This is a genomic window from Streptomyces sp. CB02058, assembly GCF_001905505.1.
GTDB lineage: Bacteria > Actinomycetota > Actinomycetes > Streptomycetales > Streptomycetaceae > Streptomyces.
Map to the genome: position 1 here is coordinate 1,331,178 of NZ_LIPG01000002.1, position 26,929 is coordinate 1,358,106.

A 26,929-nucleotide genomic window follows, 5' to 3' on the forward strand; every position below is an offset into this window, starting at 1 on the left:
GCACACACCACTGATTTCCCCCCACGCACGCGTACAGATCCGAGAGAGAAGAGCCGACATGAACATCTCGAAGACGCTCCGGGGGCGTGCCGCGACCGCGGTGTCCCTCACGGCGGTCCTGGCCATCGCGGCCACCGGCTGCGGCGACGACGGCAGCAGCTCAGGCACGGAGGGCAGCGGCAAGGGCGAGATCACCTTCTGGGACAACAACGGTGGTCCGCGCACCGAGATCTGGACCGAGATCATCAAGGATTTCGAGAAGGCCAACCCGGACATCAAGGTCAAGTACGTCCCGATCCCGATTGCTGACGTCCAGTCCAAGTACGACACGGCCATCGCGGGCGGCGGCCTGCCCGACGTCGGCGGTGTCGGCACGGCCTACCTGGCCAACATGGTCTCCCAGGAGGCCCTGGAGCCGGTCAACGACCGCCTGGACGGCTCGTCGCTCAAGGGCAAGCTCGTCGAGAACATGGTCGAGAGCGTCAGAGCCGCCGCGGGCCGGGGCGACGACCTGTACTCCGTGCCCACCTCCGCGAACAACGGCGCGCTCTGGTACCGCACCGACCTGTTCGAGGAGGCCGGCCTGGACGAGCCCGCCACCTGGCCCAAGTTCTACGAGGCCGCCGAGAAGCTGACGGACGCCAAGAAGAACAAGTTCGGCTACACCATCCGCGGCGGCGCCGGCTCCATCGCCCAGGCGCTGGACGCGATCTACGGCCAGACCGGTATGACAGAGTTCTGGGACGGCGACAAGACGACCCTGAACGACCCGAAGAACGTCGCGGCGCTGGAGAAGTACGCCGCGCTCTTCAAGAAGACGACGCCGTCCGCCGACGTCAACAACGACTTCACCAAGATGGTCGCCCAGTGGGACTCCGGCACCATCGGGATGCTCAGCCACAACCTCGGCTCCTACCAGGACCACCTGAAGGCCCTCGGCAAGGAGAAGTTCCGTGGCATACCCGCCCCGATCGGGGAGGGCGGCACCCGTGTCCAGGTCTCCAACCCCGTCGACGGTCTCGGCCTGTTCCGCTCCAGCAAGAACAAGAACGCCGCCTGGAAGTTCATCGAGTTCGCCGCCTCCCATGAGTCGAACAGCAAGTGGAACGAGTCAGCGGGCGCGATACCGGCCAACACCGAAGCGGCCAAGGACCCCTGGATCTCCCAGACCGAACCCACCGCTCTCGCGGCGAAGGCCCTGACCGACGGTTCCACCAAGGTCGTCGACCTCCCGTACTACCTGCCCGACTGGAACAACATCAGCAAGGCCGACAACGAGCCGGAGTTCCAGAAGCTGCTCCTCGGCAAGATCACGGCCAAGGCGTTCCTCGACAAGATGGCCGAGGAACTGAACGCCGCCCAGAAGGAGTGGAAGGAACTGGGCAACGGCTGAGCCGCCGCCCACGCCACGCCAGGCACCCCGGTGACCGGGGGACCGGCGGCGGTCCGGGTCGCGTCCCGCCGCCGGTCCCTCCCCACGTGCACCACCTCACGTTTGTCCTCCGAGAGAGGCAGTCATCCTGTGTCACTCACCCGCAGACGGACGGCAGCCGCGCTCCTCGCGCTGCCCCTCGCTTTCGCCGCCACGCCCGCACTCGCGGACGGCGGCCGGGGCAGGCCCAGGCCCCGGACGCTGCACATCGCGGGCGACTCCACGGCGGCCCAGAAGTACGCCGCCGCGGCACCCGAGACCGGCTGGGGCATGGCCCTCCCCTTCTTCCTGGGCCACTCGCTCACCGTCGCCAACCACGCGATGAACGGCCGGAGTTCCAAGAGCTTCATCGACGAGGGCCGGCTCACCGCCCTCCTGGAGGGCGTCCGCGGCGGCGACCTGGTCCTCATCCAGTTCGGCCACAACGACGAGAAGACCGAGGACCCCGCCCGGGGCACCGACCCCTACACCACGTACCAGGAGTATCTGCGGCAGTACATCCAGGGCGCCCGTGAGCGCCGGGCCGAGCCCGTGCTGATCACCCCGGTCGAGCGCCGCCGGTTCGCCGAGGACGGCACCGCGAAGCCCACCCACGGCGAGTATCCCGCGGCCATGCGCGCCCTGGCCGCCGAGGAGGGCGTGGCCCTGCTCGACCTCCAGGCACTCTCCCTGGCCCGCTGGCAGGAACTCGGCCCGGACGGGACCCTGGCGTACTTCAACTGGCTGGAGCCGGGCGAGTCGCCGAACTACCCGGACGGCAAGCAGGACAACACCCACTTCCGGCCCCGGGGCGCCGTCGAGGTGGCCCGCACCACCGCACGCGCGCTGCTCGACGGGCGCGTGCTCGCCCCGCGCGATCTGCGCCGCCTCGACGCGCCGGTACCGGAGGCGTGGATCACCTGGCCGCAGGCCTGATCCCCGCACCTCCCGCACGCTTCTTCCTCCCCCCGTACGACAGTTAAGGATTCGTCATGCCCGCACGCACGAGACATGTCCGAGCCATCGCCGTGGTGATGGGCTGCGCCTCGCTGGCCCTGGCCGTCAGCGTCCCCGCCCAGGCCTCCTCCCACCACGGCAAGGGGATCGAGCGCGCCGTACTCCCCGCGGGCGACGGCTGGGCCGCCGCCGACGGCTCCACCACGGGCGGCTCGGCAGCCACCCCGGAGCACGTCTACACCGTGAGCAACCGGGCCGAGCTCATCGCAGCCTTCGAGGAGGCCGGGGACGCGCCGAAGATCGTCAGGATCGACGGCACCGTCCACGGCAACTCCGACGCCGAGGGCACCCCGATCGGCTGCGAGGCCTACCAGCAGGACGGCTACACCCTGGAGAAGTACCTCGCGGCCTACGACCCGGCCGTCTGGGGTACCGACGCGGTCCCCTCCGGCCCGCTGGAGGACGCCCGCGCCGCGTCCGCGAAGCTGCAGGCCGCCGCGGTCAACGTGAACGTCCCGTCCAACACCACCCTCGTCGGGGTCGGCAAGGACGCCACGATCATCGGAGCCAGCCTCCAGGTGAAGAACGTCTCCAACGTGATCGTCCGCAACATCTCCTTCGAGGACACCTACGACTGCTTCCCCCAGTGGGACCCGACCGACGGTGACCAGGGCGCCTGGAACTCCGAGTACGACAACCTCGTCGTCTACGGCTCCACCCACGTCTGGGTCGACCACAACACCTTCAGCGACGGCGACCGCCCCGACGCCGACCAGCCGCACTACTTCGGCAAGGTCTACCAGCAGCACGACGGTCTCTTCGACATCGTGCGCGGCGCCGACCTCGTCACCGTCTCGTGGAACGTCCTCAAGGACCACGACAAGACGATGCTCATCGGCAACAGCGACAGCGCTGGAGCCACGGACAGCGGCCACCTGCGGGTGACGCTGCACCACAACCTGTTCAAGAACGTCAACGAGCGCGCGCCCCGCGTCCGCTTCGGCCAGGTCGACTCCTACAACAACCACTTCGTCGCCACCACCGGCAGCGTCTACGGCTACAGCTACGGCATCGGCAAGGAGTCCAAGCTCGTCGCCGAGTCCAACGCCTTCACCCTCGGCTCCGGCTTCGACAAGGCGAAGATCCTGAAGAAGTGGTCCGAGGCCCCGCTCACGGCGGGCGACAACTACGTCAACGGGCGCAAGACCGACCTGATCGCCGTGCACAACGCGGGCGTACCCGAGGAGCAGCTCACCACGGGCGCCGGCTGGACCCCGACGCTGCGCACCAAGGTCAACCACCCGCTCGCCGTCCCGGCGCTGGTGGCCATCAAGGCGGGAGCGGGCAGGACCTCCGCCCGCTGACCCCGCCCCCCGATCCGGCCGGAGCGGCACCGCACCCTTCCACCACCCCGGAAGGCGCCGCTCCGGCCGGCCCTCCTCGCAAGGAGTACCGCCATGCCCAGCAGACGCAGTGCCCTGTCCCTGCTCGCGGGCGCGGGAGCGGCCCTCGCCCTCGGCGCCCCCGCCGCCCACGCAGGCCCCGCACCGCACAGCCGCCCCTTCGGCCCCTACGGCTCACCGTCCCGCCGCCTCGACGCCCTGACGCTGTACGTCGACCCGCTCGGCAGGGGCGACCACACCGACGTCCGGTCCGCCGTCGAGGCCGCGACCGGCACCGGCCACACCCTGGTCATCGCCCCCGGCACCTACCGCGGCGCGGTCACCATCGGTGCCGCCAGGTCCGGCCTCACCCTCATCGGCGCGAGCGGCGACCCGCGCGACACCGTCATCGTCCACGACAACGCGGCCGGCACGCCCAAGCCCGACGGCTCCGGCACCTACGGCACCAGCGGGTCCGCCAGCGTCACCGTCCAGGCCGCGGACTTCACCGCCCGCGACGTGACCTTCGCCAACGACTGGCTGCGCGCCGACCACCCGGAGTACACCGGCACCCAGGCCGTCGCGATCAAGGTCCAGGGCGACCGTTCGGCGTTCCTCGGCTGCCGCTTCCTCGGCCACCAGGACACCCTGTACGCCGACTCCCTCGCCCTGACCGCCTTCGCCCGGCAGTACTACCGCGACTGCTACGTGGAGGGCGATGTCGACTTCGTCTTCGGCCGGGCCACCGCCGTCTTCGACCGCTGCCACTTCCGCACACTGACACGGACCGACCTGGCCTCGGTCCCGTACGGTTTCGTCTTCGCACCCAGCACCGCCGGAGCCAACCCGCGCGGATACCTGGTCCTGCGCTCCCGGATCACCAGCACCGCTCCCGACGCGTACTACAAGCTGGCCCGCCCCTGGGTGCCCTCGTCGGACCTCACCGCGCACCCGATGCTGACGGTCCGCGACAGCCACCTCGGCGCGGGCATCGACGCGGTCACACCGTACGGCACGATGTCCGCGGGCTTCCCCTGGCAGGACCAGCGCTTCGCGGAGTACCGCAACACCGGCCCCGGCGCGCGCATCACCGACCCGGCCGAACGCCCCCAGCTCACCGCGTCCGAGGCCCGCTCCCACACCCCCGCCGGTTACCTCGGCGACTGGCGCCCCCGGGGGTGACGCCGGGCACCACCCACGGGGTGCTGCCCGTCTTCCACGAGCGGCTCCGGGACGAACTCACCTTTCCGCTCTCCTGGGAGAGGTCCACCACGCGCGACTTCCCGGCCTGGCGCGCGACGGCACGCGCCGCGGCCGGGGAGGCGCTGCTCCAGCCGCCGGGACCCGGGCCCGAGCCCTTCGACCCGGTGACGGTCGACGAGCACCGCTCGGGGACGTACTCCGGACGCACCGTGGAGTTCGCCCTGAGCCGCTACACCCGCGCCCGCGGCTCCCTGCTGGTGCCGCACGGCGCGGGCCCCTTCCCCGCCGTGCTGCTCCTGCACGACCACGGCGGAGAGTTCTCGATCGGCCGTGAGAAGACCGTGCGGCCCTGGTCGGATCCCGGCCGTCTCGCCCTGGCCACCGCCTGGACCGAGCGGTACTACGACGGCCGGTTCATCGGCGACGAGCTGGCCGCCCGCGGCTACGCCGTGCTCGCCGTGGACACCCTCGGCTGGGGCGACAGGGGCCCGCTCGTCCACGAGGACCAGCAGGCCCTGGGCGCCAACCTCCTCCAGCTGGGCACCTCGTTGGCCGGACTCGCCGCGCACGAGGACATCCGCGCGGCGGCCTTCCTCGCCTCGCTGCCCGAGGTCGACGGGGCGCGTGTCGGCGCGCTGGGCTTCTCCATGGGCGCCTACCGCGCCTGGCAGCTGTCCGCCCTGTCCGACGGAGTCCGGGCGGCGGCGGCCGTCTGCTGGATGACGGGGCTCAAGGAGATGATGGTGCCGGGCAACAACACCCTGCGGGGCCAGTCCGCGTACTTCATGCTCCACCCGGGACTCAACCGCCTGCTCGACATCCCGGACGTGGCGTCCCTCGCCGCTCCCAAGCCCGCGCTGTTCCACGCCGGAGGCCGCGACCACCTGTTCACCGCGGCCGGGGTGGAGACGGCGTACGCGAAGCTCCGCGCGGTCTGGGACGCGGCGGGAGCGGGCGACCGGCTCACCACCACGCTCTGGCCGGACGCCGGGCACGTCTTCACGGCCGCCATGCAGGACGACGTCCACACCTGGCTCGGCACATGGCTCGGCGCCCCCGCCGGGTCCGGACCGGGACCCGGTGGGGGCGCCTCGCTGCCGCCGCAGACCTAGTCGTAGCTGAGATCCGACGCGGTGTAGCGGCAGTACGTGCCGTCCGGGCCACTGCCCGTCTCCGTCGGCTCTGCACCGGTGCTGTTGCCGGTGTAGCGGACGCACGGCTTGATCTTCTTGCTGCTGTCACCGTGGATGCGCACCGAACGCAGTGCCGCGGTGTCCCCGTAGTTGGTGTTGATACCGACCAGGGACTTCCCGGGCGCCGTGATGTCGACGTCGTTCACGATGATCTCGCGCTTGTACTGCTTGGAGCAGTTGCCGCAGGAGCGGACCAGCTTGCCGAAGTCCGCGACCTGGAACTTCGTGATGACCAGCTTGCCCGCGCCGTTGAACTGGAAGACCTTGTCGGAGGCCTTCTTGGCGCCGCCGCCGTACACCGTGTAGACGGAGCCGGTCGACGTGCCCTTGAAGGAGGCGGCGTCCTCGCCGACGTCCTCCCACCAGACGTTCTGGATCGTGCAACTGCCGGAGCAGTGGACGCCGTCGGCGGCGGGGGAGCCCAGGATGACGTTCTTCAGCGTCGCCCCGTCGGCCAGCTTGAAGATCGGGTCCTGGCCCTCGTCCTGACCGTCCCCGCCGAGGTCACCGCTCCCGTAGAAGCGCTTCAGCGAGCCGTCGTACGTCCCCGAGACCTCGATGGTCTTCGAGACGGCCTGGGATCCGGTGGCGCTGGGCCAGGCGGGCACGGCGGCGGTCGCCGCGCCGGCGGGCTGGAGCATCACGTTGGTGGCCAGGGCGGCGCCGGTGAGGCCGAGGGCCGCGGTCAGCGCCGCGGCCATACGGCGTTTGCCGGGGCGGCGCCTGTGCGTGTGCGCTCGTTCGCTCATGTTCGTCGGTCCCGTTCGTAGGGGGTGGGGGAGTGTCGCGTTCCAGAGTCGCCACCGCCCACGAAAGGGTTGCCGGGTTCCGGACGTGTTTTCCTTCCCAGTCACCGCCGCCCCCGGTGCGCACCGTTCCCGGGTCGCCGTACTCAGCGCGTGTCGCTGAAGCCGCCGCCCACCGACGTCGTCCCGTCCGCCGCGCGCGCCCGCGCCGTGTAGTCGTCCTGCCCGGTGTCGCGGGCGCCCTCCGCGTGGTTGTACTGCCCCGCGAAGGTGTGCGTGCCCGTGGGAACCCTCCGGCCCGGCTTCAGCGTCCAGCGGTAGACGAGGTAGCCGTCCTCCTCGCCCGCCGTGGCCTCGAAGTCCCCCTCGGGCAGGGAACGCCAGGAACCGGTGGTGTTCACCCCTCCGTTCATCGCGATCCGGAGTTCGACGGTGAGCGCGGTGAGCGGCTCGGTCGTCTTGACCACCACCTCGCTCTGCGCCCAGTAGTCGCTGCTGTTGGGATCCAGCGAACCGTCCGACCACAGCGGGCCCTTGCCCGCGGGCAGTTCGCCGCCCCGCACCGGGGACGGGGACGCCGGGGCAGGCGGCGCGGGCTCGGCCGCCACCCGCTGCCCGCCCGACGGCTCCTCCCGGCCCGTCGAGGTGACCGCGAGCGCGCCCGCCGTCAGCACCCCGCACACCGCCACCGTCGCGCCCGCGATCCGCAGCCACGGCATCGGCGAGCGCGGGGCCCGCGCGGGCCGGGCCTGCGGCTCCTGGGCCATCCCGCGCTCGATCCGGGCCAGCATCCGCGCCCGGTCGGGCCGGTGCGAAGCGGCGGCCGTGCGCAGCCGCTCCCGCAGGTCCTCGTCCATCAATGCCTTCCTCCGGTGCGCTGCCCCGCGACCGCCACCTGTACCTGTGCCGCCGGGGTCTCGGATCCGAGCAGCCGCTGGAGTTCCGCCACACCGCGCGAGGTCTGGCTCTTCACCGTACCGACCGAGATCCCGAGGACCAGAGCGGTGTCCCGTTCCGACAGGTCGAAGGCGTGCCGCAGCACCACGCACGCGCGCTTGCGGAACGGCAGCCGCCGCAGGGCCCCTTGGACGTCCACCACGGCCGACACGTCCGGCCCGTCCGCCGCGTAGCCGTCACCGGCCCCGCGGGGCGCCCAGAACAGGGCGATCCTGCGGCGCTCGCGCACCGCGCTGCGGATGCGCGTACGGGCGAGGTTGGCGACGACGCCCCTCGCGTACGCCGCCGGGTGATCGGCGCCCCTGACCCGGTCCCAGCGGTGCCAGAGGGCCATCAGCGCGTCCGCGGCCAGATCGTCGGCCGCGTCCGCCTCGCCCGTCAGCAGATGGGCGAGCCTGGCGAGTTCGGCGTAGTGCGCCTCGAAGAACGCATGGAACTCGGCGGCGGCAGCATCATCGACGACCGTGCCCACGGGTGACCTCTTCTCTGCACTGGTTCCCTGCACTCGAACGAACTGTGTACGTTCCCATTCCCGTTCGCGGGGCGAGAGCGTACCAACGCGCACCCCGGAAGCGCTTCGACGCGGGTGCGCTTCCCAGTAAGGCGTAACACAGCGAAAACCTGAACCCCCCTGCGACAGGTGAACAATCCAGCTACCCGTCGAGGGACCTTCACGCAACAAGGAGAGTCATGCCGGACAGAGCCGATTCCACGGTGAACAAGAGCGAAGCACCACCCGCGCCCGAGCCCGCGGCACCCCCGGTGACCGGGGGGAAGTGGAACGCGGTCGACCGCTGGTTCTCGATCAGCGCCCGCGGTTCGAACTTCGGACGCGAGATACGCGGCGGCTTCGCGACGTTCTTCACCATGGCCTACATCCTGGTGCTCAACCCGATCATCCTCGGGTCGGCCGAGGACAAGTTCGGCAACCACCTCTCGGGCCCCCAACTCGTCACCGCCACCGCCCTGGTGGCCGCCGTGATGACGATCGTCATGGGAGTCGGCGGCAATCTGCCGCTGGCCCTCGCCGCGGGCCTCGGACTCAACGCCGTGGTCGCCTTCCAGCTCGCACCCCTGATGAGCTGGCCCGACGCGATGGGCCTCATCGTCCTGGAAGGGCTGCTCATCTGCGTCCTGGTCGTCACCGGTCTGCGTGAGGCGATCATGACGGCCATCCCGGCCGCGCTCAAGCAGGCCATCAGCGTCGGCATCGGCCTCTTCGTCGCCTTCATCGGCTTCATCGACGCCGGCTTCGCCACCCGCATCCCCGGCGACACCGGCTCCGTCCCCGTCCAGCTCGGCCTCACCGGACAGCTCTCCGGCTGGCCCGTCCTGGTCTTCTGCCTCGGGGTGCTGCTCACCGTCGCGCTGCTCGCCCGAGGGGTGAAGGGCGCCATCCTCATCAGCATCATCGTGATGACCGTCGTGGCCGTCATCATCAACGAGATCGCCGACATCGCCCCCACGGCCTGGGGCCTGACCGTCCCGGCCGTCCCCGACGACCTCGTGGCCGCCCCGGACTTCGGGCTGATCGGCTCGTTCAGCCTCTTCGGGGCGTTCGGGGAGGTCGGTGCCGTCACGATCGTGCTGCTCGTCTTCACCCTGCTGCTCAGCGACTTCTTCGACACGATGGGCACCGTCGTCGGCGTCTCCACCGAGGCCGGAGTCCTCGACGAGAACGGCAAGGTCCCGCACCTCGGCCGGGTCCTGCTCATCGACGGCGCGGCGGCCGTCGCGGGCGGCGCCGCCTCCGCCTCCTCCGCCACGTCCTACGTCGAGTCCACGGCGGGCGTCGGCGAGGGCGCGCGCACCGGCTTCGCCTCCCTGGTCACCGGCGGCCTGTTCGCCCTGGCGCTGTTCCTCACCCCGCTGGTCACCGTCGTGCCCGCGCAGGCCGCCGCGCCGGCCCTGATCGCGGTCGGCTTCCTGCTGATGGCCCAGGTGCGGCACATCGACTGGGAGAAGTACGAGATCGCGGTCCCGGCCTTCCTGACGATCGCCGTGATGCCGTTCACCTACTCGATCACCAACGGCATCGGCGCGGGCTTCATCGCCTACGTCGTCATCAAGGCGGTCCTCGGCAAGGCGCGTGAGGTCCACTGGCTGCTGTGGGGCGCGTCGGCGCTCTTCGCGGTCTACTTCGCCATCGACCCGATCGAGCAGCTGCTCGGCGTGAAGTAGCCGCACGGCTCCGCCACCGCTCCGGAGGGGAACGATGGCGGAGCCGTGCCCGGCCGGGCACGGGGGCGGTGGAGCCAGGCCCCGGCCGGGCTCAGGACTTCAGCGCGGCCTTCATCATCTTCTGCGCGATCGGCGCCGCGAGACCGTTGCCGCTGACCTCGGAGCGGGCCGCCCCCGAGTCCTCGACGACCACGGCCACGGCGACCTGCTTACCGGTCGAGTCGTCCTTCGCGTACGAGGTGAACCAGGCGTACGGGGTGTTGCTGTTGTCCACGCCGTTCTGCGCGGTCCCCGTCTTCCCGCCCACCTCGGCGCCGTCGATCCGGGCGTTGCTGCCCGTGCCCTTCTCCACGACGGTGACCATCGCGCTGCGCAGCTGCTCGGCCGTCGACGCCTTCACCACGCGCTCGGTGTCGTCGTCGGAGTACTCCTGGAGCGTGGAGCCGTCGGAGTCGGTCACCTTGGAGACCATGTGCGGCGAGGCCAGCTCACCGCCGTTGGCGAGGGCCGACGAGACCATGGCCATCTGGAGCGGCGTCGCGGTCACCTCGAACTGGCCGATGCCGGTCAGCGCGGTCTGGGCCTCGTCCATGCCGGACGGGTACACGCTCTGCGACGCCCGCACCGGCACGTCCAGCTTCTCGGTGTCGAAGCCGAAGGCGTCCGCCATCGCCTTCAGCCTGTCCTGGCCTAGATCGGCCGCGACCTTCGCGAAGACGTTGTTGCAGGAGTACTGGAGGGCGGTGCGCAGGGTGGCGTTCTCGCAGGGGGCCGAGGGGTTCTCGTTCGACAGGACCGTGGTCGTGTGCGGGAGGGTGTACGGATCTGGGCTGTCCGTGGCCTCGTCGACCGAGCTGTAGAGGCCGTTCTCCAGCGCCGCCGCCGCGACGACCAGCTTGAACGTCGAGCCCGGCGGGAGCGGCTGCCGCAGCGCCCGGTTGACCAGGGGCTTGTCCGTGTCGTCCAGCAGCTTCTGCCAGGCGTCGCCGTCCGACGTACCGCTGATGTCCGAGGGGTCGTACGAGGGCGAGGAGACCATCCCGAGGATCCGGCCGGTCTCCGGGTCGATCGCGACCGCCGCGCCCCGGTCGTCGCCGAGCGCCTCGAAGGCCGCCTTCTGGACGTCGGGATCGATGGTGGTCACCACGTCGCCGGGCGAGGTCTGTTCGCCGGTGAGCAGATCCGCGGGGTTCTTGAGCCGGTCGTCGGTGCCGTCGAGGACATCGCTGTAGATGCCTTCGAGCTGGGTGGCGCCGTACGCCTGCGAGCTGTAGCCGGTGACCGCCGCGTACAGCTCGCCCTGGGTGTAGGAACGCTTGTAGCGGAGGTCGTCGACGCTCCGGGTCTCCTTCGAACCGGTGACCGGCGAGCCGGCCACGATGATGTCACCGAGCGGCTGCGCGTACTGCGCGATCACGTTCCGCCGGTTGTGTTCGTCGTCTGCGAGCGCCCGGGCCTCGTACGCCTGCACCCAGGTCGCCCGCACCAGCAGGGCGAGGACCATGAGCAGACAGAAGACCGAAGCGCGCCTGATCGTCTTGTTCATCCCGCTGGAGGGACGAACGGGGGCGCCGGGGGCGTTCCCGTTCGTGTTCCTTCTCACCGGTTTCTCAGGAGCGCCGGTGTCCCAGGAGCGCGGGTCTCCCGGGAGCGCGACAGGCCCTCTGGGGGCTCAGAGCCGCCGGGTCGCGAGGGTGAGCCGGTCGCGGGCGTCGAAGAGGGCGTCCTTGACCATCTGCTCGTGCGCGGGCGTGAGCCGGGCGACCGGCACCGAGCAGCTGATCGCGTCGCGCGCCGGCGTGCGGTAGGGGATCGCCACACCGAAGCAGCGCAGCCCCAGGGTGTTCTCCTCGCGGTCCACCGCGTAACCCTGCTCGCGGATGACGTGCAGCTCCTCGATCAGCTTCTCGCGGTCGGTCAGGGTGTGCTCGGTCAGCGCGGGCAGCGTCTCGGGCAGCATCTTGCGGACCTGCTCGTCGCTGTGGGTGGCGAGCAGCGCCTTGCCGAGCGACGTGGAGTGGGCGGGCAGCCGGCGGCCGACGCGGGTGAAGGGGCGCAGATAGTGCTGGGACTGCCGGGTGGCGAGGTAGACCACGTTGGTCCCGTCGAGCCGGGCCAGGTGGATGGTCTCCGTGGTGTCGTCGGAGAGCCGGTCCAGCGTGGGGCGGGCCGCGGCGACGACCTCGTCGCCGTCGATGTACGAGGTGCCGACGAGCAGGGCCCGCACGCCGATGCCGTACCGCGTGCCGGTGGCGTCGGTCTCCACCCAGCCGAGCTCCACCAGCGTGCGCAGCAGCATGTAGAGGCTGGACTTGGGGTAACCGACGGCCTCCTGCACCGCGGCCAGCGAGTGCATACCGGGGCGCCCCGCGAAGTATTCGAGGAGCTCCACCGTCCGCACAGCGGACTTGACCTGTGCCCCACCAGACTCGGCTACCGACATGCCTTATGCCCCTTCCAGCCCTCTTGTACGACCCTGCGACTTCTTGCCAACACGGAACGCCCGGAAATAGAGTTCCCGTGTATTCACGTTCAGGAACGCTGTTCAGAATACCGAACAACTTCTCCTGTGTGGCAGTGGACCGGAAGGAAACACGGTGGCAGCAGCACCAGTCTGGAGCGTCGACCCCCGAACGGGGAACCCGCGTGAGCAGGTTGCGGTGGAGGCTACAGCGGAGGAGGTCGACCGTGCGGTCCGGGCGGCGCACGCCGTGCGCGGCGCGCTGGCCGACCGCACCGTGCGCGCGGCCTTCCTGCGCACCGCGGCGGATCTGCTCACCGATGCCAAGGACCGGATCGTCGAGGCCGCCGACGCGGAGACCGCGCTCGGCCCGGTCCGGCTGACCGGGGAACTCGCCCGCACGGCCGCGCAGCTGCGGGCCTTCGCCGAGGTCGTCGACGAGGGGGCCTTCCTCGACATCCACATCGACCACGAGGACGGCAGCAGGACCCCGCCCTGGCCGGACCTGCGGCGCTACAAGATCCCGCTCGGCGTCGTCGCGGTCTACGCGGCCAGCAACTTCCCGCTCGCCTTCTCCGTCCCCGGCGGCGACACCGCGAGCGCGCTCGCCGCGGGCTGCCCGGTCGTCGTCAAGGCGCACCCCGACCACCCGGCGACCTCCGAGGTCTGCGCCGCGATCCTGCGCGCGGCCGCGGTCCGGCACGGTCTGCCCGAGGACGTCCTGACCGTGGTGCACGGCTTCGAGGCGGGCGTCGAGCTCGTCAGGCACCCGCTGGTCTCCGCCGCCGGCTTCACCGGGTCGATCCGCGGCGGCCGGGCACTGTTCGACGCGGCGGCCGCCCGGCCCGCCCCGATCCCCTTCCACGGCGAGCTCGGCTCCCTCAACCCGGTCGTGGTCACCGAGGCCGCCGCCACGGAGCGCGGTGAGCAGATCGGCGCGGGACTCGGCGGCTCGATGACCATGGGCTCGGGGCAGTTCTGCACCAAGCCCGGCTTCGTGTTCGCCCCGTCCGGCGAGGCGGGCGACCAGCTGCTGAAGTCGCTGACCGAGACCGTCAGCGGCACCGGCGCCGGGGTCATGCTCGACCACCGGATGCGCGACGCCTTCGTCAGTGGAGTGGCCGAGCGGGCCGCGCTCCCCGACGTCGAGACCCCGGTCACCCCGGGCGCGGGCGGCGAGCACACCGTCTCCGCGGGCTTCCTCACCGTGCCGGCGCGGCGCCTCGCCGAAGAGGGGCCGCACGACGCGCTCCTGGAGGAGTGCTTCGGCCCGGTCACCGTCGTGGCGCGCTACGACTCCCCGGAGGAGATCACCGCCGTGCTCTCCCGGCTCCCCGGGAACCTCACCGCCACCCTCCAGATCGCCACCGAGGAGGCCGACGGCAGCGCCGCCGGGCTGCTCGCCGAGCTGACCCCGGTCGCCGGACGCGTCCTGGTCAACGGCTGGCCGACCGGTGTCGCGGTCGCCCCCGCCCAGCACCACGGCGGCCCCTACCCGGCCACCACCTCCACCTCCACCTCGGTCGGCGCCACCGCGATCGAGCGCTGGCTGCGGCCCGTCAGCTACCAGTCGACGCCCGAGGCGCTGCTTCCTCCGGAGCTGCGCGAGGACAACCCGCAGGGCCTGCCCCGCCGGGTCGACGGGCGGCGCGCATGACGGCGGTCCAGCTCCCCGAGCTCCCCTTCTCCCTGCGGCCCGTCGGCCCCGAGGGGCAGTGGGCGTACGCCGACGGCGTGCTGACCGGCTCGGCCGGTGCCAAGCAGGACCGTTTCGTCCCGCCGGGCGGTGACGCACTGGAGCCCGCCACCGACGCGCCCCGCCTGCTGGGCGCGGCGCCGGAGGGCGACTTCCAGCTGATCGCCCGGGTGAGCGTGGACTTCGCCGCCGCCTTCGACGCGGGCGTCCTCTACCTCCACGTGGGGGAGCGGGACTGGGCGAAGATCTGCCTGGAGCTCTCCCCGGAACGCCCGACGGTCTGCACCGTGGTCACCCGCGGCCAGTCCGACGACGTCAACTCCGCCGAGGTGGAGGGCGACAGCCACTGGCTGCGGCTCAGCCGTGTCGGCGGCGCGTTCGCCTTCCACGCCTCGGCGGACGGTGAGCGGTGGACCTTCGTGCGGTTCTTCACGCTCGGTACGGAGGAGGAGCGCGCGGCGGCCCGTATCGGCTTCCTCGTCCAGTCGCCCACGGGTGACGGCTGCGCGGTGTCGTTCGACCACATCGCCTTCCGGCCCGCCGGCCCGGCCGATCTGCGGGACGGCAGCTGACACAACGGCACACAGGTGCGGGAAGGGCCCGGATCCGAGAGGATTCCGGGCCCTTCGGCCTGTGGGGGGACGCGGTGTCCCGTGCGCCTGCCGTTCACCCGGGAGACACCTGGAATCCTCCTGCAATCAACCCGTGTTTCTCACGGCTTCCTCATGCGCCGTTGATTCCGTGTCACGTGCCGGCCGGTCCGGCACGTAGACGTAAGGAGGCGCACGGTGTCGCGACCCGACACGGCCGCACCCCACGGGCTCCGGGACGGCGACGCCCCGGCCCGGGAGGATGACGAGCCGCTGCACGTGGCGAGCAGGCTGCACGCGTTCAACCGGTTCGAGCTGAAGTACCTCGTGCCCGTCGAACAGGCCGCCGAGATCCGGGAGGAGCTCGGCGAGCGGATGGACCGTGACCTGAACAGCCCGGTGGGCGGTTACGGGGTCTGGAGTCTGTACTACGACAGCCCCGAGCTGCGGTTCTACTGGGAGAAGATCGAGGGCCTGAAGTTCCGGCGCAAGCTGCGCATCCGGCACTACGGCGATCTCGACGGCGTCACCGACGAGTCGCCGGTGTGCGTGGAGATCAAGCAGCGGGTGAACCGTGTGACGCAGAAGCGGCGCATCACCCTGCCGTACGGCACGGCCAGGAAGCTGTGCGACGCCCGGGAGATGGTGGAGCACTCATCCCGGGAGAGCGCCTTCGTCCAGGAGGTGCTGGATCTCGTCATCCGGCTGAACCTCCGCCCGACCGCGATCACCGGATACCAGCGCGAGGCGCTGGTCGGCCGGGGCTCCGACACCGGGCTGCGGGTCACCTTCGACCGGCGCGTCAGAGGCCGGGACCGCGACTTCCACTTCGGGATCGCCACGCCGGAGAACCGGTTCACCATCCCGCCGCACATGACGGTGATGGAGATCAAGGTCAACGAGCGCACCCCGCACTGGATCACCGATCTGGCCGCGCGCCGGAATCTGAACCTGGTGCGGATCAGCAAGTACGTGCAGTCCATCGAGGCGTTCGGCCTGGCCCCCAGGTCCGTCTTCCACGTCGACGAGGCGGACTACCCGCCGCCCACCCCCCACAACCGACTGCCGCTGGGGCAGCCGGCGGCGCGGTACGCGCCGTTGAAAGCAGGAGCACAGTGAACTTCGATCTGCAGGAACTCAGCGGGACGTTCAGCGTCGCGGACGTGGTCGCGGCCATGGCACTGTCGTTCGTCCTGAGCACGGTGATCGGCTACACCTACCGGTACACGCACCGGAACGTCTCCTACAGCCAGTCCTACGTCCAGACACTGGTCATCGTCGGCATGATCGTCGCTCTGATCATGCTGGTGGTCGGCTCGAACCTGGCGCGGGCGTTCTCCCTGGTCGGCGCGTTGTCCGTCGTCCGCTTCAGGAACGCGGTCAAGGAGACGAGGGACGTCGGCTTCATCTTCCTGGCGATGGCCATCGGCATGGCCTGCGGTGCGCGCTTCTACACGCTCGCGGCCGTCGGCGCCGTGGTCATCTGCGTCGTGATCCTCATCATGTTCAAGTTCAACTGGTTCGCCCTGAACGTCCAGCGCCAGGTCGTCAAGGTCCAGGTCCCCGCGGGCGAGGACTACACGCCCGCCATCCGTGACGTGCTCATCAAGTACACCAGCGAGTTCGAGCTGGTCAGCACGGAGACGATCCGCGGCGGAGCCCTCAACGAGGTGTTCTACACCGTACGGATGAAGAAGGGCACCGAACCCGGGGACCTCGTCACCGCCCTCCAGGAGCGCACCTCCGGGCAGCGGGTGACGGTGCTGACCGGTTACGACACGACCGACCTGTGATGAGCGGCGGTACGACGCCGGTCCGCCGGAAGCGGCTCAAGGACCGCCTGCCGGTGCGGCTGCGGCACCACTGGAAGCCGGCCGCCGGGCTCTGCCTGGGCCTGGCCGTCATGGTGTACGGCTTCGGTGACGCCCGTATCTCGCCGTACGTCACCTCGGCCTCGCAGGTGGAGGCCGACACGATCACCGACGACGTCCAGGGCACCGTCGGTCTGTACGACACCACGGTCGAGCACTCGATCCAGCTGTCGTTCGACCAGACCGACTTCGACAAGATGATGAAGGAGTTCCAGGACGAGGGGACCAAGGACTCCATCGAGGCGGACCTCACCATCGACGGGGTCTATCTGGAGGACGTCGGAATCCGCCTCAAGGGGAACTCCACCCTGATGTCCCTGCGCGGCAACCAGGGCGGGGCCGGTGGCGGCCGGATGCCCGCTGGAGCCGGACAGGGCGCCCCGCAGCAGCAACAGGGCGGCGGGGGCCAGGACCGCCGGACGGCCAACGGCGGCGGTCCTGGCACCACGGGCGGTACGGGAACGGAGGGCGCGGGCGCCGAGGGCGGCACCGGCACCGCGGGCGCCACCGGTGCCGCGGGCGAGGGGACCACGGGCGCCTCCGGCGGTGGGGACACCGCCGGAGCCGCGGCAGGCAGAGGCGGTATGGGGGGCGGAATGACCCAGTACGACCTCTCCGCCGACAGGCCCGAGGAGCTTCCCTGGCTCATCAAGATCGACGAGTACGTCGAGGGCCGCGCCTACCAGGGCGAGCGCGAGATCTCCCTGCGCCCCGGCAGCGACGAGCAGGTGCCGCTGAACGAGGCCCTGTCGCTGTCCCTGATGGACAGCAGCGGGGAGCCCGCCGAGCGCTACGGCTTCACCACCGTGGCCGTCAACAACCGGCCGGCCGTCACCCGGCTGATGGTCGAGAACCCCGACACCGAGTACGCCGAGGCAGTCGAAGGCAACGGAGTGCTGTACAAGGCGAGGGCGGGCGGAAGCTTCGACTACCAGGGTGACGACCCCTCCGACTACGAGAGCTCCTTCCGGCAGCTCAACATGGTCGGGAGCCAGGACCTCGAACCCGTCATGAAGCTCATCAAGTGGGCGGACGAGGCATCGGACGAGGAGTTCGCCGAAGACCTCGGCAAGCATGTCGACGTCGAGTCCTTCGCCACGTACGTCGCCGCGCAGAACCTGCTGCTGAACTTCGACGACATGGCGGGCCCCGGAAAGAACTACCTGCTCTGGTACGACCTGGACACCAAGAAGTTCTCCGTGCTCGGGTGGGACTACAACCTCACCTTCAGCGGCGACGCCGAGGCCGGGCCGGACGACGACATGAGCATGGGCGGCGGCTTCCGCGGCGGTGCCGGTGCCGGCGGGACGGGCCAGGCGGCCGGTGGCCAGGAGAACGGCGGCCAGGAGGGCGGGCAGCCGCAGGGCATGCCGGAACTGCCGGAGGGCATGGAACCGCCCGAGGGCATGCAACCGCCGGAAGGCATGGAGATGCCGGAGGGCATGGAGATGCCCGGCGGCGAGGACGGCGGCCAGGGAGGCCAGGGCGGCCCGGGCGGTTCCATGGGGGGCCACGCCCTCAAGGAGCGCTTCCTGGAGCTGGACGCCTTCGACAGCGTCTACAAGAAGGCGTACGGCGAGCTGTACGAGAAGTGGTTCGGCTCGGGTACGGCGCTGAAGGCGCTGGACGACGTCTCCGGACAGGCCGCGAAGGCCGGTGTCGACGCGGCCGATCTGAAGAAGGCCGTCGCCACGCTGCGCACCACCGTCACCACGCGCACCGAGGCGCTGGCGAAGGACGAGCAAGTGACCGGATGACCACCGGCGCCCCGGACACGGATCCCCCCATCCGTTCCGGGGCGCCGGCGCACCCGCCTCTCACAGGCGCGTTCCGTACGGTGGAGACCGCCCCCCGTGCCACCCCGCCGGTTTCCGGCCCGGGCACGACGTGCCCCCGTACATCCGAGGTGAACCCCACGTGACGGCCTCCCCAGCCCGGCACACCGTTCTGGTCGTCGAGGACGACCCGAGCATCCGCACGCTGCTCACCTCGGCCCTGCACGCGGCCGGCTACGCCGTCGCCTCGGCGGGCACCGGGCAGGAGGCCTTCGCGGAGACGGACCGCAGCAGCCCGGACCTGATCGTGCTGGACGTGATGCTCCCCGACACCGACGGCTTCCGGGTGACCCGTGAACTGCGCGCCCGGGGCATCTACACCCCGGTGCTCTTCCTCACCGCCCGCACCGAGGTCGAGGACCGCATCATCGGCCTCAGCTCGGGCGGCGACGACTACGTCACCAAGCCCTTCCACGTCCAGGAGATCCTGCTCCGGGTGCGGGCCATCCTCCGCCGCAGCGCCGGACCGCGCACCGAGCCGCCCGCCGCGCGCCCGCCCCTGCGCTACGCCGACCTCATCCTCGACGAGGAGGCCCACGAGGTGTGCCGCGCCGGGCAGCGGGTGCCGCTGTCGCCGACGGAGTTCAGGCTGCTGGCCTGCCTCATCGCGCAGCCCGAGAAGGTCCTGGAGAAGCAGCAGATCCTGCAACGGGTCTGGCACTACGACTTCGCCGGTGACACCCGCATCGTCGACACCTACATCAAGAACCTGCGCCGCAAGATCGACCGTACGGAACCGCCGCTCATCCACACCGTCCGGGGCGTCGGCTACTGCCTGCGCCTGCCGAGGGACGACGCCGCATGAGACGGCCTCCGGCGCGGCTGCGCCCCCGCTCCCTGCGCACCCGGCTGGTGCTGATCGCCACGGTCCTCGCCACCGCCGCCGTGCTGGTGTGCCAGGCCACCGGACTGACCCTCATGCGCTCCTGGCTCATCGGGCAGGTCGACGACCGCCTCACCGACTTCCGCCCGCCCTCACCCGTCTACCGGGACATCGCCAGTGGCCGGGCGCCCGCCCACCGGCCGCCCGACCACGAGGCCCTGCCCTCGGACTTCCGCGTCTACTTCTACGACGCCGAGGGCAGGCTCCTGCCCGACTCCCTCGGCAGCGGCCACGGCGAACCGCGTCTCGCGCGCACCGTCACCGAGGCCGGCCTCGCGGACGGACGCCCCGCCACGGTGCCCGCCGAGGGCGGCGACGGCAGCTGGCGCGTGGTCGCCGACCCCGGACCCGACGGCATGCGGGCCGTCGTGGCGCTGCCCCTCGACACGGTGCGGGACGCGACGTCCCGGCTGCTCTGGTTCAGCCTCGCCATCGGCGCGGTCACGGCGGCCGGGGTGATGCTGCTCGGCGGAGTCGCCGTGCGGCTCGGCCTCCGGCCGCTGACCCGTGTCGAACACACGGCGCGGAGCATCGCCGGCGGCCGGCTGGAACAGAAGGTCGCCGACACCAGCCCGGACACCGAGGTCGGCCGCCTCGGCATCGCCTTCAACACCATGCTGGACCAGCTGCGCGCGGCCCTGCACCGCAAGGACAGGACCGAGCGGAGGCTGCGCCGCTTCATGGCGGACGCGGGCCATGAGCTGCGCACGCCGCTGACGTCCCTCCAGGGCTTCGCCGAACTCCTCCTGCACGACCCGCACATGTCCCCGGACCGCCGGCGCGAGGCCCACGAGCTCATCGCGCAGAACGCCGACCGGATGAGCCGCCTGGTCGACAGCCTCTTCCTGCTGGCCAAGCTCGGCGAGGCCCCCGGCACCGAGCACGGCCCCGTCGACCTGCTCTCCCTGGCGGCCGACGGCATCGCGGCCTCGGCCGTACGCCACCCGGGGCGGCGCATCACCCTCGCCCCGCTGGATCGGGGCGGGGGCGACGGTTCGGGGGAGCTCGACGTCGTGGAGGGCTCGGGAGATCCGGACCAGCTGGCCCAGGTGCTGGCCAACCTCCTGGACAACGCCTGCACCCACACCCCGCCCGCCACCCGTGTCCAGGTGCACGTCGGGAGCCTGAGCGTGGGCCCCCGCACCGGGGGCGCCGACCGCCGGGGCCGCACCAGCTCCGGTCCGCCGCTGCCCGACGGCGCCCGCGCGCACGTCATCGAGGTCGTCGACGACGGTCCCGGTCTGATGCCCGAGGACGCGCGGCAGGTCTTCGACCGCTTCTACCGGGCGGCACCGGCCTCGGGCGCACCGCGTGACAGCGGCTCGGGCCTCGGTCTGGCCATCGCCTCGACGATCGCCGAGGCCCACGGCGGCCGGCTGGAACTCGACACCGGCCCCGGCGAGGGCTGCGTCTTCCGGCTGCTCCTCCCGGCCGGCCCGGCCTGAGGCCGGCCGGCCCGGCTCGGGACAGGGCGGGCCGTCCCGAGCCGGCCCGCCCTGCGCCCCGGACGCGTTCCCCGCCGCCGACTTCAGCGGACGACGTCGAAGACGTTCTTCTGCAGCCCGTCGGCGTAGGCCTCGTGCTCGACGAGCTTCAGCTTCTGGGTGTCCTTGTCCGTGGCGCTGAACAGCCGCTTGCCCGCGCCCAGCAGGAGCGGGAAGACGAGCAGGTGGTAGCGGTCGATCAGACCGGCGTCCGAGAGGCCGTGGTTCAGGGTGGCGCTGCCGTGGACGATGAGCGGTCCGCCCTCGGTCTCCTTCAGCGCGGCGACGTCGTCGAGCGAGCGCAGGATCGTCGTGTCGCCCCAGTTCGACACGAGCCCGTCCTCGGTGAGGCCGGTGGAGACGACGTACTTCGGCATCGCCCTGTAGTCGGCGAAGTCCTCCATGTCGGGCCACACCGCGCTGAACGCCTCGTAACTGACCCGGCCCAGCAGCATCGCCGCGGCCTCCTTCTGCTCCCGGCCCTTGATCTCGAAGGCCTCGGGAAGGAACTCCACGTCCTTGAAGGTCCATCCGGAGTTCCGGTAACCGGGCTCGCCCCCCGGTGCTTCCATGACGCCGTCGAGCGAGACGAAGGCGGTGCTGATCAGCGTACGCATCTGAGTTCCTCGGTATCTCGTGTCCGGTACTCCGGCGGATCCGTCCTGGGCGCGCGGCGACCGCGTCGTGGCCGTCGCGCACGTCCATGTTCTTCGACCGCCGGCCACACGGAAACTCATCGGTACCGGCGGCCCCGGTCAGCCGCGCCGCGCCGTGCTGTTCGCCCCGTCGACCGACTCCCGCACGATGTCCGCGTGCCCGGCGTGCTGGGCGGTCTCCTGGAGGAGGTGCAGCAGGATCTTGCGTGTCTGCCAGTGGCGGACGACGCCCGGCTCCCAGGGAGCCGGGGGGAGGGGGACCTCCGCGTCGGGGAGGGCCTTCGCGGCGGCCTCGTCGGTCGCGCGGGCCGCCTCCTCGTACGCGGTGACCGAGGTCGCGACCGCGGCACCGTCCGGTGCCTTGTACTGGTCCATGTCCCACATGCCGTCGGGGGTCCGGCCGGTGCCGTCGGTGAGGACGTGCGTCCAGACCCGCTCGGCCCGGGTGAGGTGGTTCAGGATGCCGCCGAGGGTCAGCTCGCTCACCGTGGACCGCTCGGTGAGCTGCTCGTCGGTGATGTCCCGCACGGTGATCAGGAGGAGCCGGCGCGCCTCGCGCAGAGCTTCGAGGATGCCTTCGGTCTCTGGGTTCATGCCGGGCAGCCTAGGAGGCCAAGAGGCCGGGAACCGTCCTGATGGCGCCCCTGCCCGCGCCGGGAATCAGCCGCCCCGGCCACGCGTTGAACGGGCGGCGGAGGCTCCCTCCGCACCGCTACCGCAGAGCTGGAGAGTAGAAGAGTCATGCGCGTCGAGATCTGGAGCGACATCGCCTGCCCCTGGTGCTACATAGGGAAGGCCCGCTTCGAGAAGGGGCTGGCAGGGTTCGCCCACCGTGACGAGGTCGAGGTGGTCCACCGCTCCTTCGAGCTCGACCCCGGCCGGGCCAAGGGCGACACCGAGCAGGTGATCGACATGCTCGCGCAGAAGTACGGGCGCACCCCCGAGGAGGCGCGGGGCATGGAGGCCAACGTCGCCGCGAACGCGCGTGCCGAAGGGCTCGGCTACCGCGCGGAGGGCCGTGACCACGGCAACACCTTCGACATCCACCGGCTGCTGCACCTCGCCAAGGCCCGCGGGCGCCAGGACGAGCTGCTGACCCTCGCCTACCGGGCGAACTTCGCCGAGGAGCGCTCCGTCTTCGACGACGCGGTGCTCGCCGACCTGGGGGTCGAGGCGGGACTCGACGCCGACGAGGTGCGCGCCGTGCTGGCCGACCCCGAGGCCTACGCCGACGACGTGCGGGCCGACGAGCGCGAGGCCGCCGAGCTCGGCGCGAACGCCGTGCCCTTCTTCGTGCTCGACCGGCGCTACGGCATCTCCGGCGGACAGCCCGCCGAGGTCTTCGCCCAGGCCCTGGAGCGGGCGTGGCAGGACCGCCCCGCACCCACCCTCACCCAGGTCGGCGGGGACGCCGCGGCCTGCGACGCGGACGGAGCCTGCGAGGTGCCCCAGGCGGACCCCGCCGGCCGGCCCGTCTGAGGGAACCGGGGGCGCGCCGCTCAAAGTCGCGTGATTGACGCGAATTTGGGCGGCCGTCAGGCTGTCGGGCATGGAGACTTCCGTGATCGACCAGGCCAGGGCCACCGAGTTCGCGTCCGGTTCCACCTATCTCAACACCTCGACCTGCGGGCTGCTGCCCCGTCGCGCGGTCGAGGCCGTCAGGAAGCTGGCCGACGAGAGCACCCTGGGTGTCCGGGGTGGCGTGGGCAGCTTCGCGTCGGTGGACGCCGCTCGCGCCGGCTTCGCCCGGCTCGCCGGGGTCACTCCCGCGCGGGTGGCCGTCGGCGGCTCCGTCGCCGCCCATGTGGGCCTCGTCGCGGCGTCCCTCCCGCCGGGCGCCGAAGTCCTCGCGCCGGAGGGGGAGTTCAGCTCCGTCGTCAGCCCCTTCGCCGTACGCGGTGACCTGAGGATGCGCTACGTACCGCTGACCGGACTGGCCCAGGCGGTCCGGCCCGGGACAGCGCTCGTCGCCTTCTCGGCCGTCCAGTCCTCCGACGGCCGGATCGCCGACCTGGACGCCGTGCGCGAGGCCGCGGTGGCGCACGGGGCGCGCACGATGCTCGACGCCAGCCAGTCGGCCGGGTGGCTGCCGCTGGACGCCGGGGCGTTCGACTACACCGTCACCGGTGGTTACAAGTTCCTGCTGTGTCCGCGCGGTTCGTCCTTCCTGACCGTGACCGAGGAGGCGCAGCCGTCCCTGCCGACGCCGCACGCGAACTGGGTGGCGGCCGAGGACCGCTGGAACAGCACGTACGGTCCGGTCGAGAAGCTCGCCTCCGAGGCCCGGCGCTTCGACGAGCCCATCGCCTTCCTCTCCTACCACGCGGCCGAGCAGTCCCTGGAACTGTTGGCGGAGGTCGGGATCGAGGCCGTGCACGCCCATGCCACCGGGCTCGCCGCCCGCTTCCGGGAGGGGCTGGCTTCGCTCGGCCACCCGGCCGTGCCCGGCGCCTCCGCGGTCGTCGCGGTGCCCGGACTGGGCGACAGGGAACCGGGCCTGGCCGAGGCCGGGGTGATGGTCTCCGCCCGGGCGGGAAACCTGAGGGCCGCCTTCCACCTGTACAACACCGTGGCCGACGTCGACCGCGCCCTGGACGTGCTGTCCGGCTGAGCCCGACGCCCGGACTACCGCTCGGGGCAGTCCCCGGCCTCCCGGCAGAGGTTCTCCTCCACCTTGGCCAGCAGCCGGGTCAGCTCCGCGCGCTCCGCGGTCCCGAGCCCGGCGAGGGTGTGCTCCTCCAGGCCCGACCAGGCGTCGCGCACCTCGGTGCGCAGGGCGCAGCTCTTCTCCGTCGCCTCGACCAGCACGGCCCGCCGGTCGTCCGGGTCGGGGCGGCGGCGCACATGCCCGGTCTGTTCGAGGCGCTGGAGCATCTTGGTGACGGTTGACGGGTCCAGGTCCATGGCCTTGATCAGCTCGGCCTGACGGACCGCCCCGGTGTCCCACAGGTGCATCAGCAGGAACTCCTGGCCCGGGTAGAGCCCGAGCCCCTTGAGCAGCCGGCCCGCCGCGAGCCTGTGCAGCCGGGCCAGCCGGGAGACGGCGAGGCTGACGGGGCCGCCGAGGGCCGCGCTCGGCAGGCCGCCCGAGCACGCGGAGCCGTCGGGAGCGCCGCCGTCGGGGCATGCCGCGTCGGCGGGGGTGGTGCTGTCGGCCTGCATCGGGTCTCCTCGGGGCGGTGTCGCTGCCGGACCGTTGCCGGGTTCATGACGCCCTCATGAACTTTACCTTGGTCGGCCAATTAATCGGTTACAGTGGCAGCCGCAAGATTACTTGGCCGACCATGTAAAGCCCTGGAGGCTCCCTTGACCACCGTGTTCGACCCCATCGATCTCTCCGGCACGCAGCTCTCCAACCGCATCGCCCTCGCGCCCATGACCCGCAGCCGGGCCGGCGAAGGAGGTACGGCGACCGACCTCACCGTGGAGTACTACACGCAGCGGGCATCGGCAGGGCTGATCATCACCGAGGGGATCCAGCCCTCGGTGGTCGGCCAGGGCTATCCCTCCACCCCCGGCCTGCACAGCGCCGAGCAGATCGCCTCCTGGCGCAAGGTGACCGACTCCGTGCACGCGGCCGGTGGCCGCATCTTCGCCCAGATCATGCACGCGGGCCGGATCGGCCACCCCGTACTGCTGCCGGACGGGCTGACCCCCGTGGGCCCCTCCCCGGTCACGGCGCCCGGCCAGGTCTACACCCATGTGGGCCCGAAGGACTTCGTGGAGCCGCGCGAGCTGACCGACGCCGAGATCCGCGCGACCGTCCAGGACTTCGCCACGGCCTCCCGCAACGCGGTGGACGCGGGCTTCGACGGCGTCGAGCTGCACGGCGCCAACGGCTATCTGATCCAGCAGTTCCTGGCCCCCAACACCAACCTGCGCACCGACGGCTGGGGCGGCTCCGACACCGCCCGCATCCGCTTCGCCGTCGAGGTGGTCAAGGCGGTCGTCGCCGAGATCGGCGCCGAGCGGACCGGGCTGCGCATCTCGCCCGGAAACCCGTACAACGGCATCGAGGAGCCCGAGCCGGACGCCGCCTACCTCGCACTCGCCGCCGAGCTGGAGCCGCTCGGGCTGGCTTATCTGCACGTGCTGGAGCAGGCCGACGGCCGTGAACTGACGCTCGCGCTGCGCAAGAAGTTCACCGGGACCCTCGTCATCAACGTCTTCTCCGACGGGCCGACAGGACCCGAGCACCACACGGTGATCGACGACGGGACGGCCGACATCATCTCCTACGGCGCCCTGTTCCTCGCCAACCCGGACCTGCCGGCCCGGCTGAAGGCGGGCGGGCCCTTCAACACCCCGGACCCGTCGACCTTCTTCGGCGGCGACGCGAAGGGCTACACCGACTATCCGGCCCTGACGGCCTGAGGCGGCACCCGGCGGGGTGCCGGGTGTGTGGGTCCGGGGTGCGATGAATTTAGTAGCCATGTACATAGTCGCCATGTACTCTATGTGTCATGAGCAAGGGTTCACCCGGGCCCACACCCGGCTTCCTCGTATGGCGGCTCGCCAACAAGTGGCGCGTCGCGGTCGACCGCGCGCTGGCCCCGCTGGGCCTCACCCACGCGCAGTACGCGGTGGTCGCGTCGCTGTACGGCATGGTGCGCACGGGGGAGCGGCCCAGCCAGCGCCGCCTCGCCGACCACACCGGCATGGAGGCGCTGTACATCTCGAAGCTGGCGCGTGCCCTGGAGTCGGCCGGTCTGATCGAACGCACCCGCGATCCCCGTGACCCGCGCGCCGTGCAGCTCGCCCTCACCGAGCAGGGCCGGGCAGTCGCGCGGCAGGCCGTCGAGGCGGTCCAGGAACTGCTCCAGCAGCTGCTGGAGCCGCTCGGCGGTCTCGACGGCCCACGGACGCGGGCGTTCACCGACGAGCTGACGGCCCTGCTCGACGTACCTCTCGCTCCATCCGTACCGAACGACGAGAGCACTCAGGGGATGACTCCATGACGAGCACCGCACCCACCACCGCACCCGCCGCCGACGCCCGTAGCCTGGGGCTGGCCCACTACGCCGCCCGCGGCGTCCAGGAACACGTCCTGGCGCGGCACGGCGCCACCTTCCAGCAGCAGATCGCCCTGCGCGCCGCGGTGACCGCCGACGCCCCGCTCACCCCGGACGAACTCGTCGCCGAGGTCCGGGCCTCCCTGAAGACCGGCCCGGCCGCCGTGCACGCCACCATTGGTGAACTGCTGGACGGCGGACTGCTCGTCGAGGACGGCGCGCACCTGCGCCCCACGGACGCGGGACGCGAGCTGATCGCCGTCGTCGGCGCGGAGACCGCGCCCCTGTCCGCCCGCATCTGGTCCGGGATACCGGCCGAGGACCTCGCCGCCGCCGGGCGGGTGCTCGCCCTGGTCAGGCAGCGCGCGGACGCGGAGCTCGCGGCGCTGGCCGACTGACCGCCGCACCACC

The 26,929-nt window shown here is 71.5% G+C and carries 26 protein-coding genes; 18 read left to right on the forward strand and 8 right to left on the reverse strand.

Going from position 1 to position 26,929, the window contains the following annotated elements; translation table 11 throughout:
* Positions 1-58 precede the first annotated feature (58 nt).
* The 5 genes from AMK10_RS13200 (at position 59) to AMK10_RS13220 (ending at position 6,065) form a co-directional block, all read left to right on the forward strand.
* Positions 59-1,393, forward strand: a complete 1,335-nt coding sequence (locus AMK10_RS13200; RefSeq protein ID WP_073747865.1) for an ABC transporter substrate-binding protein — start codon at positions 59-61, stop codon at positions 1,391-1,393.
* A 129-nt stretch (positions 1,394-1,522) separates the two neighbouring features.
* Positions 1,523-2,347 (forward strand): rhamnogalacturonan acetylesterase, encoded by an 825-nt coding sequence (locus AMK10_RS13205; protein WP_073747866.1) that lies wholly within the window; start codon positions 1,523-1,525, stop codon positions 2,345-2,347.
* A gap of 56 nt (positions 2,348-2,403) precedes the next feature.
* Entirely contained in the window at positions 2,404-3,732 is a 1,329-nt protein-coding gene (locus AMK10_RS13210; RefSeq protein WP_073747867.1) for a pectate lyase family protein, read from the forward strand.
* 93 nt (positions 3,733-3,825) lie between these two features.
* A complete protein-coding gene (locus AMK10_RS13215) occupies positions 3,826-4,932 on the forward strand; it encodes a pectinesterase family protein (RefSeq protein WP_073747868.1) in 1,107 nt (368 codons plus the stop codon).
* The gene (locus tag AMK10_RS13220) at positions 4,929-6,065 is read left to right on the forward strand and encodes a dienelactone hydrolase family protein (protein ID WP_241839526.1); all 1,137 of its coding nucleotides are present in this window, start codon (positions 4,929-4,931) and stop codon (positions 6,063-6,065) included. Before AMK10_RS13215 ends, AMK10_RS13220 begins: the two co-directional genes overlap by 4 nt.
* Here the strand turns inward: AMK10_RS13220 and AMK10_RS13225 are convergent.
* The 3 genes from AMK10_RS13225 to AMK10_RS13235 form a co-directional block, all read right to left on the reverse strand.
* Complete coding sequence (locus AMK10_RS13225) at positions 6,062-6,895, reverse strand: pectate lyase (protein WP_073747869.1); 834 nt, start codon at positions 6,893-6,895, stop codon at positions 6,062-6,064. The two genes, AMK10_RS13220 and AMK10_RS13225, sit on opposite strands and share 4 nt — an antisense overlap.
* A gap of 143 nt (positions 6,896-7,038) precedes the next feature.
* Positions 7,039-7,749: a hypothetical protein gene (locus AMK10_RS13230; RefSeq protein ID WP_073747870.1), complete on the reverse strand. Its 711-nt coding sequence runs from the start codon at positions 7,747-7,749 to the stop codon at positions 7,039-7,041.
* Positions 7,749-8,321, reverse strand: a complete 573-nt coding sequence (locus tag AMK10_RS13235) for a SigE family RNA polymerase sigma factor (protein ID WP_073747871.1) — start codon at positions 8,319-8,321, stop codon at positions 7,749-7,751. Before AMK10_RS13235 ends, AMK10_RS13230 begins: the two co-directional genes overlap by 1 nt.
* A gap of 218 nt (positions 8,322-8,539) precedes the next feature.
* Between AMK10_RS13235 and AMK10_RS13240 the strand changes: the two genes are divergently transcribed.
* Complete coding sequence (locus AMK10_RS13240; RefSeq protein ID WP_073747872.1) at positions 8,540-10,030, forward strand: NCS2 family permease; 1,491 nt, start codon at positions 8,540-8,542, stop codon at positions 10,028-10,030.
* 91 nt (positions 10,031-10,121) lie between these two features.
* Here AMK10_RS13240 and AMK10_RS13245 read toward each other — a convergent pair whose 3' ends face one another.
* Positions 10,122-11,576, reverse strand: coding sequence for a peptidoglycan D,D-transpeptidase FtsI family protein (locus AMK10_RS13245; RefSeq protein ID WP_073747873.1), 1,455 nt, complete (start codon positions 11,574-11,576; stop codon positions 10,122-10,124).
* A gap of 126 nt (positions 11,577-11,702) precedes the next feature.
* Positions 11,703-12,473 carry an IclR family transcriptional regulator gene (locus AMK10_RS13250; RefSeq protein ID WP_073747874.1) on the reverse strand — a complete coding sequence of 257 codons (771 nt, stop codon included), beginning with the start codon at positions 12,471-12,473 and terminating at the stop codon, positions 11,703-11,705.
* A 154-nt stretch (positions 12,474-12,627) separates the two neighbouring features.
* Here AMK10_RS13250 and AMK10_RS13255 point away from each other — a divergent pair, with 154 nt between their 5' ends.
* The 7 genes from AMK10_RS13255 to AMK10_RS13285 all read left to right on the forward strand — a co-directional run bounded on the left by AMK10_RS13255 (position 12,628) and on the right by AMK10_RS13285 (position 20,811).
* Positions 12,628-14,148 (forward strand): aldehyde dehydrogenase (NADP(+)), encoded by a 1,521-nt coding sequence (locus tag AMK10_RS13255; RefSeq protein ID WP_073747875.1) that lies wholly within the window; start codon positions 12,628-12,630, stop codon positions 14,146-14,148.
* Positions 14,145-14,759 (forward strand): DUF1349 domain-containing protein, encoded by a 615-nt coding sequence (locus tag AMK10_RS13260; RefSeq protein WP_073747876.1) that lies wholly within the window; start codon positions 14,145-14,147, stop codon positions 14,757-14,759. Before AMK10_RS13255 ends, AMK10_RS13260 begins: the two co-directional genes overlap by 4 nt.
* A gap of 216 nt (positions 14,760-14,975) precedes the next feature.
* A complete protein-coding gene (locus tag AMK10_RS13265; RefSeq protein WP_382565729.1) occupies positions 14,976-15,896 on the forward strand; it encodes a polyphosphate polymerase domain-containing protein in 921 nt (306 codons plus the stop codon).
* Positions 15,893-16,570, forward strand: a complete 678-nt coding sequence (locus AMK10_RS13270) for a DUF4956 domain-containing protein (protein WP_073747877.1) — start codon at positions 15,893-15,895, stop codon at positions 16,568-16,570. Before AMK10_RS13265 ends, AMK10_RS13270 begins: the two co-directional genes overlap by 4 nt.
* On the forward strand, positions 16,570-18,405 hold the full coding sequence (locus AMK10_RS13275) for a CotH kinase family protein (RefSeq protein WP_073747878.1): 1,836 nt from the start codon (positions 16,570-16,572) through the stop codon (positions 18,403-18,405). The genes AMK10_RS13270 and AMK10_RS13275 overlap by 1 nt, the downstream gene beginning before the upstream one ends.
* A 160-nt stretch (positions 18,406-18,565) precedes the next feature.
* Positions 18,566-19,288 (forward strand): response regulator transcription factor, encoded by a 723-nt coding sequence (locus AMK10_RS13280; RefSeq protein ID WP_073747879.1) that lies wholly within the window; start codon positions 18,566-18,568, stop codon positions 19,286-19,288.
* The gene (locus AMK10_RS13285; protein ID WP_073747880.1) at positions 19,285-20,811 is read left to right on the forward strand and encodes a sensor histidine kinase; all 1,527 of its coding nucleotides are present in this window, start codon (positions 19,285-19,287) and stop codon (positions 20,809-20,811) included. The genes AMK10_RS13280 and AMK10_RS13285 overlap by 4 nt, the downstream gene beginning before the upstream one ends.
* 83 nt (positions 20,812-20,894) lie before the next feature.
* Here the strand turns inward: AMK10_RS13285 and AMK10_RS13290 are convergent, their stop codons facing one another.
* Positions 20,895-21,467: a dihydrofolate reductase family protein gene (locus AMK10_RS13290; protein WP_073747881.1), complete on the reverse strand. Its 573-nt coding sequence runs from the start codon at positions 21,465-21,467 to the stop codon at positions 20,895-20,897.
* A gap of 138 nt (positions 21,468-21,605) precedes the next feature.
* Positions 21,606-22,100, reverse strand: coding sequence for a DinB family protein (locus AMK10_RS13295; protein WP_073747882.1), 495 nt, complete (start codon positions 22,098-22,100; stop codon positions 21,606-21,608).
* Positions 22,101-22,247: 147 nt separating this feature from the next.
* On the opposite strand from AMK10_RS13295, the gene AMK10_RS13300 reads away from it, so the two are divergent.
* Positions 22,248-22,985, forward strand: coding sequence for a DsbA family oxidoreductase (locus AMK10_RS13300; protein WP_073747883.1), 738 nt, complete (start codon positions 22,248-22,250; stop codon positions 22,983-22,985).
* Between the two features lie 70 nt (positions 22,986-23,055).
* Positions 23,056-24,117 (forward strand): aminotransferase class V-fold PLP-dependent enzyme, encoded by a 1,062-nt coding sequence (locus tag AMK10_RS13305; RefSeq protein WP_073747884.1) that lies wholly within the window; start codon positions 23,056-23,058, stop codon positions 24,115-24,117.
* 14 nt (positions 24,118-24,131) lie between these two features.
* Here AMK10_RS13305 and AMK10_RS13310 read toward each other — a convergent pair whose 3' ends face one another.
* Positions 24,132-24,668, reverse strand: coding sequence for a MarR family winged helix-turn-helix transcriptional regulator (locus tag AMK10_RS13310; RefSeq protein WP_073747885.1), 537 nt, complete (start codon positions 24,666-24,668; stop codon positions 24,132-24,134).
* A 144-nt stretch (positions 24,669-24,812) separates the two neighbouring features.
* Here AMK10_RS13310 and AMK10_RS13315 point away from each other — a divergent pair, with 144 nt between their 5' ends.
* The 3 genes from AMK10_RS13315 to AMK10_RS13325 all read left to right on the forward strand — a co-directional run bounded on the left by AMK10_RS13315 (position 24,813) and on the right by AMK10_RS13325 (position 26,916).
* Positions 24,813-25,880, forward strand: coding sequence for an alkene reductase (locus AMK10_RS13315; RefSeq protein WP_073747886.1), 1,068 nt, complete (start codon positions 24,813-24,815; stop codon positions 25,878-25,880).
* Between the two features lie 89 nt (positions 25,881-25,969).
* Positions 25,970-26,464, forward strand: coding sequence for a MarR family winged helix-turn-helix transcriptional regulator (locus AMK10_RS13320; protein WP_073747887.1), 495 nt, complete (start codon positions 25,970-25,972; stop codon positions 26,462-26,464).
* Complete coding sequence (locus AMK10_RS13325) at positions 26,461-26,916, forward strand: MarR family transcriptional regulator (RefSeq protein ID WP_073747888.1); 456 nt, start codon at positions 26,461-26,463, stop codon at positions 26,914-26,916. Before AMK10_RS13320 ends, AMK10_RS13325 begins: the two co-directional genes overlap by 4 nt.
* Positions 26,917-26,929 lie beyond the last annotated feature (13 nt).